The 17,300-nt window shown below is 36.6% G+C and carries 8 protein-coding genes; 6 read left to right on the plus strand and 2 right to left on the minus strand.

The window, feature by feature from the left end; translation table 11 throughout:
- Positions 1–29 precede the first annotated feature (29 nt).
- From FA046_RS02270 to FA046_RS02290, 5 genes are all read left to right on the plus strand, one after another.
- Positions 30–5,276: a beta strand repeat-containing protein gene (locus tag FA046_RS02270; protein WP_136824735.1), complete on the plus strand. Its 5,247-nt coding sequence runs from the start codon at positions 30–32 to the stop codon at positions 5,274–5,276.
- A 171-nt stretch (positions 5,277–5,447) separates the two neighbouring features.
- Complete coding sequence (locus FA046_RS02275) at positions 5,448–8,342, plus strand: beta strand repeat-containing protein (protein WP_169303282.1); 2,895 nt, start codon at positions 5,448–5,450, stop codon at positions 8,340–8,342.
- 385 nt (positions 8,343–8,727) lie between these two features.
- Entirely contained in the window at positions 8,728–9,780 is a 1,053-nt protein-coding gene (locus tag FA046_RS02280; protein WP_136824737.1) for an OmpA family protein, read from the plus strand.
- A 270-nt stretch (positions 9,781–10,050) separates the two neighbouring features.
- Positions 10,051–11,193, plus strand: a complete 1,143-nt coding sequence (locus FA046_RS02285) for a hypothetical protein (RefSeq protein WP_136824738.1) — start codon at positions 10,051–10,053, stop codon at positions 11,191–11,193.
- A gap of 103 nt (positions 11,194–11,296) precedes the next feature.
- Positions 11,297–12,238, plus strand: a complete 942-nt coding sequence (locus tag FA046_RS02290) for a hypothetical protein (protein ID WP_317130533.1) — start codon at positions 11,297–11,299, stop codon at positions 12,236–12,238.
- A gap of 68 nt (positions 12,239–12,306) precedes the next feature.
- On the opposite strand, the gene FA046_RS02295 is transcribed toward FA046_RS02290, so the two are convergent.
- Complete coding sequence (locus FA046_RS02295; protein WP_136824740.1) at positions 12,307–13,065, minus strand: SDR family NAD(P)-dependent oxidoreductase; 759 nt, start codon at positions 13,063–13,065, stop codon at positions 12,307–12,309.
- Between the two features lie 111 nt (positions 13,066–13,176).
- Here FA046_RS02295 and FA046_RS02300 point away from each other — a divergent pair, with 111 nt between their 5' ends.
- Positions 13,177–14,190, plus strand: a complete 1,014-nt coding sequence (locus FA046_RS02300) for a Gfo/Idh/MocA family protein (RefSeq protein ID WP_136824741.1) — start codon at positions 13,177–13,179, stop codon at positions 14,188–14,190.
- Between the two features lie 219 nt (positions 14,191–14,409).
- Here the strand turns inward: FA046_RS02300 and FA046_RS02305 are convergent, their stop codons facing one another.
- The gene (locus FA046_RS02305; RefSeq protein WP_136824742.1) at positions 14,410–17,247 is read right to left on the minus strand and encodes a M16 family metallopeptidase; all 2,838 of its coding nucleotides are present in this window, start codon (positions 17,245–17,247) and stop codon (positions 14,410–14,412) included.
- Between the last annotated feature and the right edge of the window lie 53 nt (positions 17,248–17,300).

Raw genomic sequence — 17,300 nt, forward strand, 5'->3', positions numbered from 1 at the left:
AAAATTAAACTCCCATCATATTCCTTATTATGAAAAAAGCTTTACTATTTTTCTTATTCTTTATTAGCATCCAAGTTTATGGGCAAAATAAGGGTATCAATTATCAAGCTGTTATTTTAAATCCGGCAAGTCCTAATACCACAAACACACCTTTAGCAAATAAGCAAGTGTGTATGTCTTTTAAGATTATGGATGTCAACTCTCAAATAGAGTATCAAGAAACTATACAAACCACCACCGATCAATTTGGGATGGTGAATTTAGTGATTGGAACAGGTAGTCAAATAAGTGGATATGCTTCTTCTTTTGGTACAATTACATGGAATTTGTTATCAAAAAGTTTAATCACTAGTATCAATACAGATGGAAGTTGTTCTACTTTTACAGAGATTAGTAACCAACCTTTTACAGCTGTTCCTTTTGCTTTATTTGCTGCAAATGCGCCATTAATAAACGCGACCAATACCATAAAAGGATCTATCCAGTTGGCTGGAGATTTGGCAGGTTCTGGCTCAACATCAAGCAATCCAATTATTTCTAATAATGCCATTACTACTATAAAAGTAGCCGATGCTGCTATTACTGATGCGAAAATTGCAACAGGAATTAGTGCTACAAAAGTAGGTTTAGGAAACGTAAATAATACGAGTGATGCAAATAAGCCAGTAAGTACAGCTGCGCAAATTGTACTGAATACGAAAGAAGACGTTATAAATAAAAGCACCAATGTAAGTACCGATGGAACATCCGATATAAAGTATCCGAGCGTAAAAGCAATAAAAAGTTATGTAGATGAAAATATCACTATAAATAATAGCGGACTAACCAATGAAGTTTCTAGAGCGACAACGGCAGAGGGAATAATTGCTTCCAATTTAACTATAGAAATAGAGAGAGCCAAAATAGCTGAATCAACAAATGCAATTGCAATAGCAGCCAATACAGCTAAAGTTGGATATACAGACGCTCTAGTTGAGGCTAATCCAGCAGTAGCTGCAAATACGGCGAAGGTTGGAATTACAAATCGACAAGCAAGTGACATTACGGCTAATAATGCGAAAGTTGGTTATACAGACGCATTGGTTTCTGCGAACACGGATGTAGCAGCAAACACGGCTAAGGTTGGGATTACAACTCAACAGGCAATTGATATCACCGCAAATAATGCGAAAGTTGGGATTACATCAGCACAAGCAAGTGCAATTACAGCTAATACGGCAAAAGTTGGTTATACAAACGCTTTAGTTGCAGCAAATTCAGCAGTAGCTGCAAACACAGCTAAGGTTGGAATCACCACACAACAAGCGAGTGACATCACTACAAATAATGCGAAAGTTGGGATTACATCAGCACAAGCAAGTGCAATTATAGCTAATACGGCAAAAGTAGGTTATACAGACGCCCTAGTTGCAGCAAATTCAGCCGTAGCAGCTAATACAGCGAAGGTTGGAATTACAACTCAACAAGCAAGTGACATTACGGCTAATAATGCGAAAGTTGGTTATACAGACGCATTGGTTTCTGCGAACACGGATGTAGCAGCAAACACGGCGAAGGTTGGAATTACAACTCAACAAGCAAGTGACATCACTACAAATAATGCTAAAGTTGGTTATACAGACGCTTTAGTTGCTGCAAATTCAGCCGTAGCTGCAAACACAGCTAAGGTTGGAATCACCACACAACAAGCTAGTGATATCACTGCAAATAATGCTAAGGTTGGAATCACCACACAACAAGCTAGTGACATTACCGCTAATAATGCAAAAGTTGGTTATACAGATGCTCTAGTTGCTGCAAATTCAGCCGTAGCAGCTAACACGGCGAAGGTTGGAATTACAACTCAACAAGCAAGTGACATCACTACAAATAATGCTAAAGTTGGTTATACAGACGCTTTAGTTGCTGCAAATTCAGCCGTAGCTGCAAACACAGCTAAGGTTGGAATCACCACACAACAAGCGAGTGATATCACTGCAAATAATGCTAAGGTTGGAATCACCACACAACAAGCTAGTGACATTACCGCTAATAATGCGAAAGTTGGTTATACAGACGCATTGGTTTCTGCGAACACGGATGTAGCAGCAAACACGGCTAAGGTTGGGATTACAACTCAACAGGCAAGTGATATCACCGCAAATAATGCGAAAGTTGGGATTACATCAGCACAAGCAAGTGCAATTACTGTCAATACCGCTAAAGTAGGTTACACAGACGCTTTGGTTTCTGCTAATACCGATGTAGCAGCAAACACAGCTAAAGTTGGTTATACAGATGCTCTAGTTGCTGCAAATTCAGCTGTAGCAGCTAACACGGCGAAAGTTGGGATTACATTAGCACAAGCAAGTGAAATTACAGCTAATACGGCAAAAGTAGGTTATACAGATGCTTTGGTTTCTGCGAACACCGATGTAGCAGCTAATACAGCAAAAGTTGGTTATACGGATGCATTAGTTGCAGCCAATTCAGCAGTAGCAGCTAACACGGCGAAAGTTGGGATTACATTAGCACAAGCAAGTGAAATTACAGCTAATACGGCAAAAGTAGGTTATACAGATGCTTTGGTTTCTGCGAACACCGATGTAGCAGCTAATACAGCAAAAGTTGGTTATACGGATGCATTAGTTGCAGCCAATTCAGCAGTAGCAGCTAACACGGCGAAAGTTGGGATTACATCAGCACAAGCAAGTGAAATTACAGCTAATACGGCAAAAGTTGGTTATACAGACGCTCTAGTTGCTGCAAATTCAGCCGTAGCAGCTAATACAGCGAAGGTTGGAATCACGACTCAACAAGCAAGTGATATCACCGCAAATAATGCGAAAGTTGGGATTACATCAGCACAAGCAAGTGAAATTACAGCGAATACGGCAAAAGTAGGTTATACAGACGCTTTGGTTTCTGCTAATACCGATGTAGCAGCAAACACAGCTAAAGTTGGTTATACAGATGCTCTAGTTGCTGCAAATTCAGCCGTAGCAGCTAACACGGCGAAAGTTGGAATTACATCAGCACAAGCAAGTGAAATTACAGCTAATACGGCAAAAGTAGGTTATACAGACGCTCTAGTTGCTGCAAATTCAGCAGTAGCAGCTAACACGGCGAAAGTTGGGATTACATCAGCACAAGCAAGTGCAATTACAGCTAATACGGCAAAAGTTGGTTATACAGACGCACTAGTTGCTGCAAATTCAGCAGTAGCAGCAAACACGGCTAAAGTTGGAATTACATCAGCTCAAGCAAGTGAAATCACTGCAAATACAGCTAAGGTTGGTTATACAGACGCTTTGGTTTCTGCAAATTCAGCAGTAGCAGCTAATACAGCGAAGGTTGGAATCACGACTCAACAAGCAAGTGATATCACCGCAAATAATGCGAAAGTTGGGATTACATCAGCTCAAGCAAGTGCAATTACAGCTAATACGGCAAAAGTTGGTTATACAGACGCACTAGTTGCTGCAAATTCAGCAGTAGTAGCAAACACGGCTAAAGTTGGAATTACATCAGCTCAAGCAAGTGAAATCACTGCAAATACAGCTAAGGTTGGTTATACAGACGCTTTAGTTGCAGCCAATTCAGCAGTAGCTGCAAACACAGCTAAGATTGGAATTACATCAGCTCAAGCAAGTGAAATCACTGCAAATACAGCTAAGGTTGGTTATACAGACGCTTTAGTTGCAGCCAATTCAGCAGTAGCTGCAAACACAGCTAAGATTGGAATTACACCTCAACAAGCAAGCGATATCACAGCAAATAATGCAAAAGTAGGAATCACAACAGGACAAGCTAATGCAATTACAGCAAACACAGCTAAGGTTGGAATCACTACTCAACAAGCAAGTGACATTACCGCTAATAATGCGAAAATTGGTTATACAGACGCACTAGTTGCTGCAAATTCAGCAGTAGCAGCAAACACGGCTAAAGTTGGAATTACATCAGCACAAGCAAGTGCAATTACAGCGAATACAGCTAAAGTAGGTTACACAGACGCTTTGGTTTCTGCTAATACCGATGTAGCAGCTAATACGGCTAAGGTTGGAATTACATCAGCACAAGCAAGTGCAATTACAGCTAATACGGCAAAAGTAGGTTATACAGATGCTCTAGTTGCAGCAAATTCAGCAGTAGTAGCAAAAGCACCATTAGCTTCACCAACGTTTACAGGCACAGTTTCAGGAATTGATAAAACGATGGTAGGTTTAGGTAACGTGGATAACACAACAGATGCTTTGAAACCAATTTCAACAGCTACTCAAACTGCTTTAGATCTAAAAGCAAATTTGGCTTCGCCTACATTAACAGGAACTCCATTAGCACCAACAGCTATTGCTGGGACATCTACTACACAAATTGCAACTACTGCTTTTGTTAATTCTGCTATCAGTGCGTCTACTGTCACAGGTCTTGACGGGCTATCCGATGCCAAAGTGGGTGGCACTAATTTCACAAACAGTATATTGATAGGACATCAAACTACTGGAACACTGACTTCTGCTGATAGAAATATAGGTATAAGTGGACTTGTCTCAATAACCGAAGGTGATGATAATATTGCAATTGGAACCCAAACTTTAAATAATACTACAACAGGCAGTAATAATACAGTAATAGGTACTGGAGCTGTTTATTATAATACTTCAAATAGTTATATAACAGCAGTGGGTAAAAGTGCGTTGCATGCAGAGCAAGGCGGAGGAAACACTGCTTTAGGATATAATGCAGGGTCAAGAGGACCAGTTGCAAGTACCCTCACCAATAGTACATTTTTAGGTAATAGTGCATCTGCCGGAAATGGAACTATTGACAATGCAACAGCCATTGGTAGCGGAGCTTCTGTTTCTGCAAGTAATACTATACAACTGGGTAACAGTAGCGTAACATTAGTCAATACCAGCGGTGCTATTACAGCATCAGGTGCCATAACTTCCAGTGCCGGATTAACCGGTACTACAATTACCGGTACTTCCATTGTCAAATCAGGTGGCACCTCTGCACAGTTTTTAAAAGCAGACGGTAGTGTAGATGCAACCTCATATTTAGTTAGAGAGGTAGCTGTTGAAGTTTCAGCAGCAGCAGCTCAAACAAATTTCACTTTATCTCAAGCTCCATCAATAAATAGTAAAGTAAAAATGTATATAAACGGAATTAGAATTAGTAATACTGCTTATAGTCTTGATGGTGCTAGGACTACCCTAACTTATATTCCTGCAAATAATGGGGCTTATGCTTTAACCTTAAATGATAGAATTCAGTTTGATTATTATTATTAGTTAATCAAACAAATGCTAAGGATAGTAACTAGTTTATTGATAATTTAAAGTTTTATATCAAACCAAAAAATATTTGAAATGAAGATAAATTCATTGATCAACATAAATATTTATAAATTTATAAATCATAGTTTTTTAGTAAAAAAAAGCCTCTCCATAATATTTCTTTCCTTGTTAATTTTATTGGGAAACTTACGCCTGTTTGCGCAAAATATTAGCGCTACAGGTACATTAACATCTTTTACAAGTTGTGCTGGAAATCCATCAACTTCACAAGATTTCACGGTAGAGGGTACAAGTTTAACCAATGACATTATTATAACAGCTCCAACAGGGTATGAAATTAAGTTAAATTCAGATCTTACTTATGGTGCCTCTGTCACTTTAACACAAATTAGTGGTAATGTAAGTACTACTACAATTAACGCTCGTTTAATGAGCAATGCTGTTAACGGGGCATCGGGTAATATAGTAAGTTCTTCCTCTGGTGCATCCGCTGTAAATATAGCCACTGGCACTGCCGTAGTAACAACATTAGTTGTAAACCCTATTACTGGTCCAAGTACAGTATGTGTAGGATCAACAATTAATTTATTTAGCTCAAATTTAATTACTACTACGCCAATTATGGTAGGCTATAGCTTACGTAAATTAATAGGTAGCCATTCAGGCCCGGCTGTAAAAGTGAGAAGAAGTATAGATAATGTTGAAACAGATATAGGTTTTACTTCATCAGGTGATTTAGATGAAGCTGCATTAAAAACATTTGCAGGCACTGGTAATGATGCTTTTGTGACAATTTGGTATGATCAAAGTGGAAATGGTAAAAATATGACCCAAACAAATACAAGTCTTCAGCCTAAAATTTTATTTGCAGGTAACTTAAAATATATCAACAGCAGACCCACTATAGATTTTTATTTGAATAAGGGATTATTTTTTAACACCACTACAAACTTAGCTAGTGTCTCAGCGGTTATTAAATCAGAATATAATGCTTTTCCACAATATCATACTATTTTAGGCTCTGGAAACAATAGACTTGGTGGCTTATTAGAAAATAACGGCACAAATTTTCATGGCAACGTATATCCTTCAGCTTTATGGAAAAATGGGACTTCTTTAGCTTCTAATGCTTCATTAAATCCTATTCTAAATACACCAATGGTAATTTCATATACCACAACTATTGCTCCAAGTGGTACTACAGTTGGGTTATGTATTGGAAACTATAATAACGGTACTAACGGTGGCGCTATACTTCAAAGTGAAGTTATTGGTTATGCAACTACTGTTTCTTCAACAGACAGACAAATAATAGAGGTTAATCAAGGGACTTATTACGGTGTTTCAGGTGTGGTTGGGGCAAGCTCATCTGGTACTGGTGCTTGGTCTAGCGATGATACTAATATAGCAGATGTTGACGCAACAACAGGTGTGGTTACAGGTAAAGTTGCAGGAAATGTAAACATCAATTATACTTTAACCTCAGGAAGCTGTAGTATCATTGCTACAAAAAACATTACTGTAAACAGCGTACCAACAATCACCTCCTTTACGCCAGCATCAGCAACAACAGGTGCTACTGTTACGATAACAGGTACAAATTTCACAGGTGCTTCTGTAGTAAACTTTGGAGGCACAGCCGCCACATCATTTACAGTAGTTTCATCAACAAGTATTACGGCAGTTTTAGGTAATGGAACAACGGGAAGTGTAGGCGTAACTACCAATAACTGTACAGCAACAAGAACTGGTTTCACCTTTATATCCTCAGATGCAAATTTATCAGCATTAAGCACCTCAGCTGGAACTTTAAGCCCTATGTTTGTATCGGGAACAATAGCCTATATCGCTAATGTGAGTAATGCAACAACTAGTATTACGGTAACTCCAACAAAATCAGATGCGAATGCAACAATCACTGTAAACGGAACAACGATAACCTCTGGCTCTGCATCTGGTTCAATAGCTTTGGTTTCTGGAACTAACACCATTACAACTATAGTAACTGCACAAGATGGTTCAACCACAAAAATCTATACTATAACGGTTAACAGAGGTTTAGCGCCAACTATTATTAATTTTAATAACGTAGCAAAAAATTATTTTGATGCTTCTTTTACTATAACAGCACCAACAAGTAATAGTACCGGTGCATTTACTTATAGCAGTAGTAACTCAGCGGTAGCTACAATTAGCGGTACAACGGTCACCATTAATGGTGCTGGTAGCGCTACCATTACGGCTACACAAGCTGGAGATGCTACCTATTATAGCAGTAGCGTTACGTCTACTTTAACAGTAAGTAATGTTTCCGTAGTTACTAAAAATGGTCAAGTTTCTACTAGTAATGCAAATTTTGTAAGTAAAAATGGGGTAGTAGGAGGTGATTATGGTGTTAATCAAAATGGGATGTCTCAACAAACAAAATCATACGACTTAACTACTGGTTTAGTGATGCATTTAGATGCTGGTAATGCAGCCAGTTACTCAGGTACAGGTACAACATGGACAGACTTAAGTGGTAATGGAAATAATGGTACGTTAATAAATAATCCTACTTATAACTCTTCAAATAACGGAAATCTTGTTTTTAATGGTTCCAATACTTACGTAGATGTCCCGCTTACCAAAACTGCCTCATGTACATTCTCTGTCTGGACAAAATCATCTTCTGCAAACAATATGTTGTTTAATGCGGGTAATGATGGCTCTGGTCCTGATTTATTTTTCAATGGTGGGATAGTGAGTTGGAATACCTGGGATAGCTCAAACAATCCTTTTGGAAGCATTCCAGCTACTGCATCAAACGGTAATTGGCATAATTACATACTCGTAAACGATGCCGTATCTAATACAGCTAAATTATATTATGATGGGGTGCTGTATGGAACTGCAGGTTACAGAAATGCCTCTACAAATACTAAATTATATATTGGAGGTTCTAATGGTAGCTGGGTATGGAATGGTGCTATTGGAAATTTCCAAGTTCATAATAGAATTTTAACCTCTGCCGAAGTTTTACAGAATTTTAATGCTCTAAAAACAAGGTATGGCTTATAGCATTAAATAATTTTCTTTTAATGGAATATCCCTTTTTTTTATGCTTCAATCCGAGCGCCCTTTCACCTAATAGCTTTTGATAAACTCCTAAATTCAGTACAAACTAAACATTTTTTTATCCCCTGTAAAGGGTAATTTGTTATTTTTCTCTCCTCTCAGTTTCCATCAAAATCACAAAAAAAAGTCATTACAATTGGTTGTTTTGCAAAAGCCGTTTATACATATTATCTCCATTGAATTTTATTTTTAACGATAAATCCTAAACTATAAGTATTAAATTTTTTTGTGGTACGCAAGTTGCGTAGTGTTCACTATACAATTTAAACCCCTCATTTAGAGTACACAAATTACTTTTAAATCGAATATTCTTTTAACCAAAAAAATTATGAAACTTAAAAAAATTACAAAATTTCTATTAGCAATAGGCTTAGTTACCGCTTTTGCTACATCGTATGCACAAGAAATAGACAGAAATGATAAAGACGGCGATGGTATAAAAGACAGAAAAGATTTATGCCCAGCTACACCTGCCGGTGTAAAAGTGGATGCAAACGGTTGTCCGCTGGATACAGATAGAGACGGTGTGGTTGATTATTTAGACAAGTGCCCAGATACCCCGGGAAGTGCCGCTATGAATGGTTGCCAAGATAAAGATAACGATGGTGTTGCCGATAATGAAGATAGCTGCCCTGATGTACCCGGACTTGCAAGATTTAAAGGTTGCCCTGATAGTGATAATGATGGCGTGGAAGATTCAAAAGATAAATGTCCTAATCAAAAAGGTTTAGATCGTTTTAACGGTTGCCCAGATACAGATGGTGATGGCATAGAAGATTCAAAAGATAAGTGTAATGACACCCCAAAAGGTGTTAAAGTAGATGCTAACGGATGTTCTGCAGATAGTGATAACGATGGTGTAATTGATTCTGATGATAAATGCCCTAATACAAAAGCAGGCATTAAAGTAGATGCTAATGGTTGTGCTGCCGATACAGATAAAGATGGCGTAATTGATTCTGAAGATGCTTGTCCTGCAGTTGCTGGTACTGCGGCTAATAAAGGATGCCCTGAGAAGAAAGTTGATGTGAAAAAACGTTTGCAATTTGCTGCTCGTGGGATTAATTTTGAAACCGGAAAAGCAACTTTAACCACGGCTTCTTACCCCATGTTAGATGAAGTGGTGAGCATATTAAATGAATACGTTGATTATAACTTAAAGATGGGTGGCCATACAGATGCTGTTGGTAAAGACGCTGCTAACTTAGCGCTTTCTCAAGCCCGAGTAGATGCTGTAAAAGCTTATTTACTAAGTAAAGGAATAGCAGATACCCGTGTGGTGGCTACTGGTTTTGGTGAAATAAGACCCGTTGCATCTAATACAACTGCGGTTGGGAGAGCAAAAAACAGACGTGTTGAATTAGAACTGTTCTTGAAATAGAAAATTTTAAAACCTCTGCCAAATTTAAATTGGCAAAGTTTAGTCAAAAAGTAAAATTTAAAAGCAAGCTTAATTTATTAGGCTTGCTTTTTTTGTGGACTATACTTCTTATTTTCGCTTTGGGGAAAGGATTTTCCTAACCATCTTTTGCTTAGCAAAAAGCAGGTATTTAATTAAAATTAACAAGATGTTAGACGCAACCAAACGGGGCTGATTAGCGTCTAATATTTAGGAATCGTTTAAAAATCATTCATTCTTCAATAAAAAAATATGAACAGCAAAGGTTTTGGAGTGCTCTTAATAGGATTAATCACTCTGGTTTCAGTTTCATGCAGCAGCGGAAAAAAATCATTACAAAATGGCAATTATGATCAGGCTGTTTATACCGCTGTTAATCGTTTAAAAAGTAATCCTAATAAAGGAAAAGCAATAGCCACCTTACAAAAAGGTTATGATTACGCACTGGATAAACACCTTAGCAACATAAAAGATATTAAACTTACTGATGACCTATTTAAATGGGAACAGGTTATTAATGAGTACCAAAGCATCAATAATTTAGCTCTTGCAATTTCTAATTGCCCGGCTTGCATGGATGCCATTCCACAGCCTCAAAAGTTTATTGCCGAAGTAAGTGATGCTAAATATTTTGCTGCTGAAGCAAGGTATGATAAAGGAAAAAAACTGTTGAGTCAAAACAACAAGGCGGCAGCAAAAGAAGCCTATTTTAATTTTGAAAGAGCCGAGCAACTTTATCCTGATTTTAAAGATGCACAAGAAATGATTGATAATGCTTATTGGGCTGCATTAACAAGAGTTTTGGTTGAGCCTGCACAAGTAAATTCTAGGTTTTATAAATTGAGTAATGAATACTTCCAAAATAAGGTAAACGAGTTTATGAAAAATTACGAAGCTAAAAGCTTTGTTCGTTTTTATACTCCAGATGAAGCCAAATTGGTAAAAGTAAAATTTGATCAAATATTAAGTTTAAATTTTGATGATTTTGTGGTGGGTCAAACTTATTTAAAAGAACGAATTGAAGACATCAAAAGAGATAGTATTAAAATTGGTGAAACCAAAGATTCTTTAAAAAAACCTATTTACACTACCGCTAAAGGCAAACTCACCACTTTTGAGAAAACAATTACCTCATCGGGTTTATTAGATTTTAAGATTATAGACATTGCCACCAACAAAGTAGTAAACCAAGAGAAAATGCCGGGCACCTTTATTTGGAAGGATGTTTGGGGTACTTACCGTGGTGATGAACGAGCATTAACAAATGATGATAAAGCGCTATTGAAAAGAAGAGAAAGCATTCCGCCTGCGCCCCAAGATTTGTTTATAGAATTTACTAAACCTATTTATGACCAACTGACTAATAAGGTAAGAAACTTTTACGCCAGAAATTAATAAACAGCAAATCGTAATAATTGCAAATGCCCAAGGTTTTTTACCAAGGGCATTTGTATTTTTGTAGCTTATGCAGTCAAAATTATTCCATCCGTTTAAAAAAATGCAGTTTGATAACCAGCATTGCTTTTTAAGTGGAGAGTTACTTAATAAAGGGCAAAACAAATTCCCGATTTTTGCCAATTGGCTAACCGAAGCTTATAAATTAAAAGAAATGCCTTTTAAAATGCTTGATGAAAGCATGTTAAGCTATGCTGATATTCAGGTGCCTTGTTCTGAAACGGTGGCCAAGCAATTAAATGATTTAGAATTAACTATTCAAAAAGCATTTGAAAACGGCTATGAAAGTGTGAAAGAATTAGATCAAGATCTTCTTTTTCTTTGGGTAGCAAAAACGGTTTATGGTGTTATTTTTAACGAAATTCAATCGGCCATTAAACAGCAAAACACTTTTACTGATGGCTTTAACATGTCGCAGGGCTTAATTCATAAATTTGGAATGCTGCATACCATGTTACAAAAGGTAAATCAACCTATAGTTTTTGAAGATTTTAAACCCTACAGTATTTTCATTTCTAAAGTAAATAATCTAGAAAATGACTTTGCTTATCGCGATGAAATAAATACCCTTACTTTTTCTTTACGGATGAAAGATTTTGGACTGTTGGTAAACCTTCAAGACAATGGCGTGAATAAAAAATACCACGAAGAAGTTTGGGAAAAAATGAAAGACAAAACCTTGCATCCCATTCAGTTTGAAGAGCTTTGTGCAAAGGTTTTTTACTCCGCTTATTTGTTTAACCGATTGCCAGAATATCATATTATCCCAACAGATGATACTATTTTTATAGAAGCCATGCCATTAAGAGGGATGAATGCCAAACCCATTTTTGACGATTGGCAATTTAAAACCTACGGACAAGTGGTAGAAAATTTTTGGAAAGCCTGGGGTTTTCTATTATTAGAAATTATCAAAAACCCTGAAAAACCCATGAGTTTTATTTTAGATGAAAACGGGGAGTTTATTGCCGAAGTGAGTTTATAGTATTCAGTTTGTAGTTGTGGGTTATCAGTTGTCAGTCAATGGACCGTATAAAATGGACTATCGTCAAATCAACTATTCATCACAGAACCAGCATTAATATCAATAGTTTGCCCAGTAATAGAACTTTGTTTAACTAAATAAGAAACCAAATCGGCAATTTCTTGTGGTTGGCTCATTTTCTTTAAAGGCACACTTTGCATCGCAATATCAAAGAATTCGGGTTTAGAAATACCAATTCCATCGGCTATGCCCTGTAAACCTTGTTGCGCCATATCGGTATCTACCCAGCCGGGTGCTATAGCATTTACTAATATATTTTTAGGTGCAAACTCCATTGCCCACGAACGCATTAAACCTAATAAACCCGCTTTTGAAGCACAATATGCGGTATAATTCACTACGCCCAATCTGGCTAAAACAGAAGAAGTTAAAAGAATATGTTTGGTTTCATTTTGTGATAACTGAAGATTGGGTAAAAACGCATTCACAAAATTATAAGTCCCGGTTAAGTTGGTATTAATAATTTCATCCCATCTATCTTTTTCTCCCCAATTATTTTCTCCTCCAACTCCGGCATTCGCAATAATTCCGTCAATGGCTAGGTTTTTTATTTCATCGGCGCAAGCCAAAATCTCTTGCTTATTGGTAATATCAGCCTGAATAATCAGATGCTTTCTATCACTTAAAGACACAAAAGTTTCTTCTAACTTTTTTAAATCTCTACCCACTAATATCACTTGATGACCTGAATGATCAAATTTTTGAGCAATTGCTTTTCCAATTCCGCTACCGCCGCCGCTAATGATGTAAGTTTTTGTGTGGGTCATATTAAAATGATAAAAGTTGAAAGTCCTATTTTTTAACTTATGAGATGCTAATTTGAGCAAATCTTTTAAATTTTTAACCAACATCAATAAAAATTTACCGTTATTTAAAATATGGAAAATAAAATTAAGGTAGGCCTGATGGCTTACGGAATGTCTGGCAAAATTTTTCATGCCCCATTTTTTGCAAATCACCAAGGCTTTGATTTGGTTGCTATAACCGAAAGATCAAAAAATGAGGCTGCAAAAGATTATCCGGGAGTTAGAATTTATAGAGACGTGGATTCATTATTAGCTGATGATACTTTAGAGCTGATTGTAGTGAATACGCCTAATTACACACATTACGAATTTGCTAAAGCAGCTTTAAATGCTGGAAAACATGTATTGATAGAAAAGCCATTTTCTGTTGTGAAGGCCGAAGCCGAAGAACTTTTTTCTTTAGCTTTTAGAAAAGGTTTAAAAGTGATGGCTTACCATAACAGAAGATTCGACAGTGATTTTATGGCGGTTCAAAAGGTGGTAAAAAGCGGAAAATTGGGTAGAATAATAGAAGCACACATTCGATTTGATCGTTACAGAAATGAGATCAGCCCGAAAGCTTTTAAAGAAAACCCAGTACCTGGAGCAGGAATTTTTTATGATTTAGGTTCTCACATGATAGACCAAGCCATTGCTTTATTTGGCATTCCATCTGAATTTCATAAAACTTATGGAAAATACAGAGCAGATTCTGAAGTAGATGATTTTGCACAAGCGCATTTAAAATACCCAACCGGCTTAAATGTTTATGTCACTACCAATATGTTAGTGGTAAAACAACACGCAGCCTACACTTTTTATGGCACTACAGGTACGCTTACCAAATACCGAACCGATGAACAAGAAAACCAGTTAAATGCAGGTGTGAAATTAACCGACCAACAATACGGAAAAGAAAAACCCAACCAAGAAGGCCATTTATACACTTTAGATGCTGATGGAAATGTAGTTGAGGAATTGCTACCAGCCGAAACCGGAAATTATAGATTATTATTTGATGAAGTTTATAATGCCATAAGGGGCGATGGTTCTTATTTTGTGAATCAGAATGATGTTTTGGGGCAGCTTTCTATTTTGGAGAAATAGAGAATGATTAAATTTTTGAAACTCTAATTTTATCACTAAAAACCGGTTTGTATGGTTGTCATTCCGAATTCATTTCGGAATCTTATCATAGATTATTTCTTACCTATGAGATGCTGAAATGAATTCAGCATGACAAGATTTAAACAAATAAAGGATAAGCCGAGGCTTATCCCTACCTAAATTTTACTTGATGAGCAGAGGAAATCTTCCCCACTCTTTTTACTTTTTCTCTGGCAATAAAATTAATTTGATAAAATCAGATGATTTTAAATATTGGTTTGCCGTAGCTTTTGTACTGGCGACAGATACCTGATCTAAAGTTTTTTCATACGTTAAAATATCCGCAGGGTTTTTACCTGTAGTGTAAGCATCTTGTAAATAACCTAACCAAAAACCGTTTTCTCTAACCTGTAGTTCTAACTGTCTTTTTTCTTCGGCTTTAAACTTTTGAATATCTTCTGCCGTAGCTCCGTTTTGTTGCAATTTGCTTACTTCATCAACTGCAGCGGCAATCAACTTATCTACATTTGCGGTTGCACAGCTAAAATAAATACTCATGCTGTAATTCCCTTTTGGCTCATCATTATAACTTACACCAACACCCGGGCTGTACACACCACTTTCTTTTTCTCTTAAACGCTCGGTAATTTTAATATCTAAAATGGCTTTAAGTGCATCTAATTGCAAATTGTTTTGATCAGAGTAATTGTAATTACCATGATAAACCAAAGTAACGGTGGCTTTGTCTTCTAAACCTTTGTAAACTTTTTTGGTAATAGCGCCTTTTATTGGTTCTAAACCTAAATCTTTAAAGTTTTCTTTATTGGTATTTGCAGGTAAACTTCCTAAATAAGTAGCTAACAAAGGTTTAATTTCTTCTACCTTAAAATTACCCACAAAAGTGAAGGTGAAATCGCCGGCATTTGCAAAACGTTCTTTGTAAAAAGAAATAGCTTTATCTAAATTAATTTGATTAAGCTCTTCTATTTTAACTTGTTGCGCTCTGGCTTTATAGCTATTTAAAACTGCTGTAGCAGTATCCTGATAAACTGCTGTTGGTTGCGTTAAACGGTTGCTTAATACCGTTCTCATTTCTTCTAGCGCTGTTTTTAATACTTTATCGTCTTTACGAGGCATGGTAAAGTATAAGTTTGCCAGTTGTAAAGCTGTTTCTAAATCTTTTGGAGAAGCAGAACCACTCATTCCTTCGCGGTAAGTGCTAATGTAAGGATTTACACTCGCTACTTTCCCGGTTAAAAGTTTGCCCAATTGGATTTCGTCAAATTCAGAAATACCAGAAGAACTTACCAATTGGCTAGCCATCTCTGCCGATCTAAAATCGGCATCAGAAGCTAAAGAAGTTCCACCTTTACTGGTTGCTGCAAAAATAATCTGATCGTTTTTAAAATCAGTAGGCTTTAAAACCACTTTAATTCCGTTAGATAAAGTCAGCTCGGTTACACCAATAGCATCAACTTTTTTCTCGGCAGTTACGCTTCCCGCTTTTGGTTTAGTTGCCATTAAAGGTTTAGTTACTGCATTATCTACGTAAGGCGTAACATTTGCACCAGCATTTTTAACCCAAGATAATAATCCTTCTTCTGAAGGTAAATTTTCTTTTTCTTTCTCAGGAGCTTGAACAATGGCTACTAAATTATTATCGGTTACAAAAGTTGCCGCCAATTGGTTAATGGCTTCTAAACTTAATTTACTCAAGTTTTGAGTATAAAACTGATGAACATAATCTAAACTAGGAATAGCTTCTCCTTTTAAAAAGTTCTCTACATATTGCTGTACAAAAGCAGCAGATTTAGTTTTATCTTTTTCTTTAAACTGCTTATCAATACCGGTTTGTAAATTGGTTTTGGCTCTGTCTAATTCAGATTGCGTAAAGCCAAATTTTTTCATCCTTACGTTTTCTGCCAATACTGCAGAAAGCGCTGCTTCTAAACCTTTGGCATCTTTAGAAACGGCTATACTGTTAAAAGCGTCTAAGTCTACTAAACCACCCTGAAAAGCGCCATAATTGCTTTGTGCAAATATGAAAGGTGCATTTCCTTTTTGTACAATTTCTGTTAATCTGGCTCCCAACATGGTGTTAATTAAACCAGTCATTATTTTAGTTTTTAGCTGCTCCTCATTAGTTTCTACTTCTTCGGCGTGTTTGTATGTAATAGCCGCAATGTTGTACGGAAACTCAGGATCGGTAATAATTTTAACCAAAGGTTGTTCATTAGCCGGAATGCTGTATTTTTCTCTCTTTCTTGGGTTTGCGGGATTTTTAAGATCAGAGAAGTTTTGCTTAATTAAGTTTTCTACCTGTTTTACATCAAAATCTCCCACTGCAATTACAGCTTGTAAATCAGGGCGATACCAATCTTTATAAAACTGCTTTATGGTTTCGTATTTAAAACTTTGTAATATTTCTACTTTCCCGATAGGAATACGTTCTGCATATTTAGAGTTAGCTAATAAAACAGGTAGCAATTGCTTGCTCATTCTTTCCTGAGCATTTTTACCTCTTTGTCTGTCTTCTTCTACAATTACACCACGTTCTTGGTCTATTTCTTTATCATCAAAAGAAACATATCCTGCCCAATTGGCTAAAATATCAAATCCTTTTTCAAAAACGGCAGTACTATCTGTTGGTAAGGGCAATTGATAAACTGTTTGGTTAAAACCGGTATAAGCATTTAAATCGGCACCAAAACGTACACCCGCTTTTTGTAAATAACTTACTAATTCGTTTTTAGGAAAATCTTTAGTTCCGTTAAAAGCCATGTGCTCTGTAAAGTGCGCCAAGCCTTGCTGATCATCATTTTCTACAATAGAACCTACTTTGTTTACTAAATAAAGTTCGGCTCTTTTCTTAGGCTCCACATTTTTTCTGATGTAATAGGTTAAGCCATTAGGTAGCTTACCAATATTCACACTGCTATCAATTGGGATAGCCGGCGATTGAGCGTTAGTACCCATTTTTTGATCTGCCATTTTTGGGCTACAGGCAGCAATTGTAAATGCAATACAAGCAGATACTAGGAGATAATTTAGCTTCATGATTTTTGAATTGGGTAATAGATGATTTTTAATAATTACTGTTTTTGCTTTTT

The sequence above is a fragment of the Pedobacter cryophilus genome (assembly GCF_005116455.1).
Taxonomy (GTDB): Bacteria; Bacteroidota; Bacteroidia; order Sphingobacteriales; family Sphingobacteriaceae; genus Pseudopedobacter; species Pseudopedobacter cryophilum.

Coding starts and splice junctions, on each gene's coding strand:
- FA046_RS02270 (WP_136824735.1), top strand. CDS start 30: ATGAAAAAAGCTTTACTATTTTTCTTATTCTTTATTAGCATCCAAGTT.
- FA046_RS02280 (WP_136824737.1), top strand. CDS start 8,728: ATGAAACTTAAAAAAATTACAAAATTTCTATTAGCAATAGGCTTAGTT.
- FA046_RS02285 (WP_136824738.1), top strand. CDS start 10,051: ATGAACAGCAAAGGTTTTGGAGTGCTCTTAATAGGATTAATCACTCTG.
- FA046_RS02290 (WP_317130533.1), top strand. CDS start 11,297: ATGCAGTTTGATAACCAGCATTGCTTTTTAAGTGGAGAGTTACTTAAT.
- FA046_RS02295 (WP_136824740.1), bottom strand. CDS start 13,065: ATGACCCACACAAAAACTTACATCATTAGCGGCGGCGGTAGCGGAATT.
- FA046_RS02300 (WP_136824741.1), top strand. CDS start 13,177: ATGGAAAATAAAATTAAGGTAGGCCTGATGGCTTACGGAATGTCTGGC.
- FA046_RS02305 (WP_136824742.1), bottom strand. CDS start 17,247: ATGAAGCTAAATTATCTCCTAGTATCTGCTTGTATTGCATTTACAATT.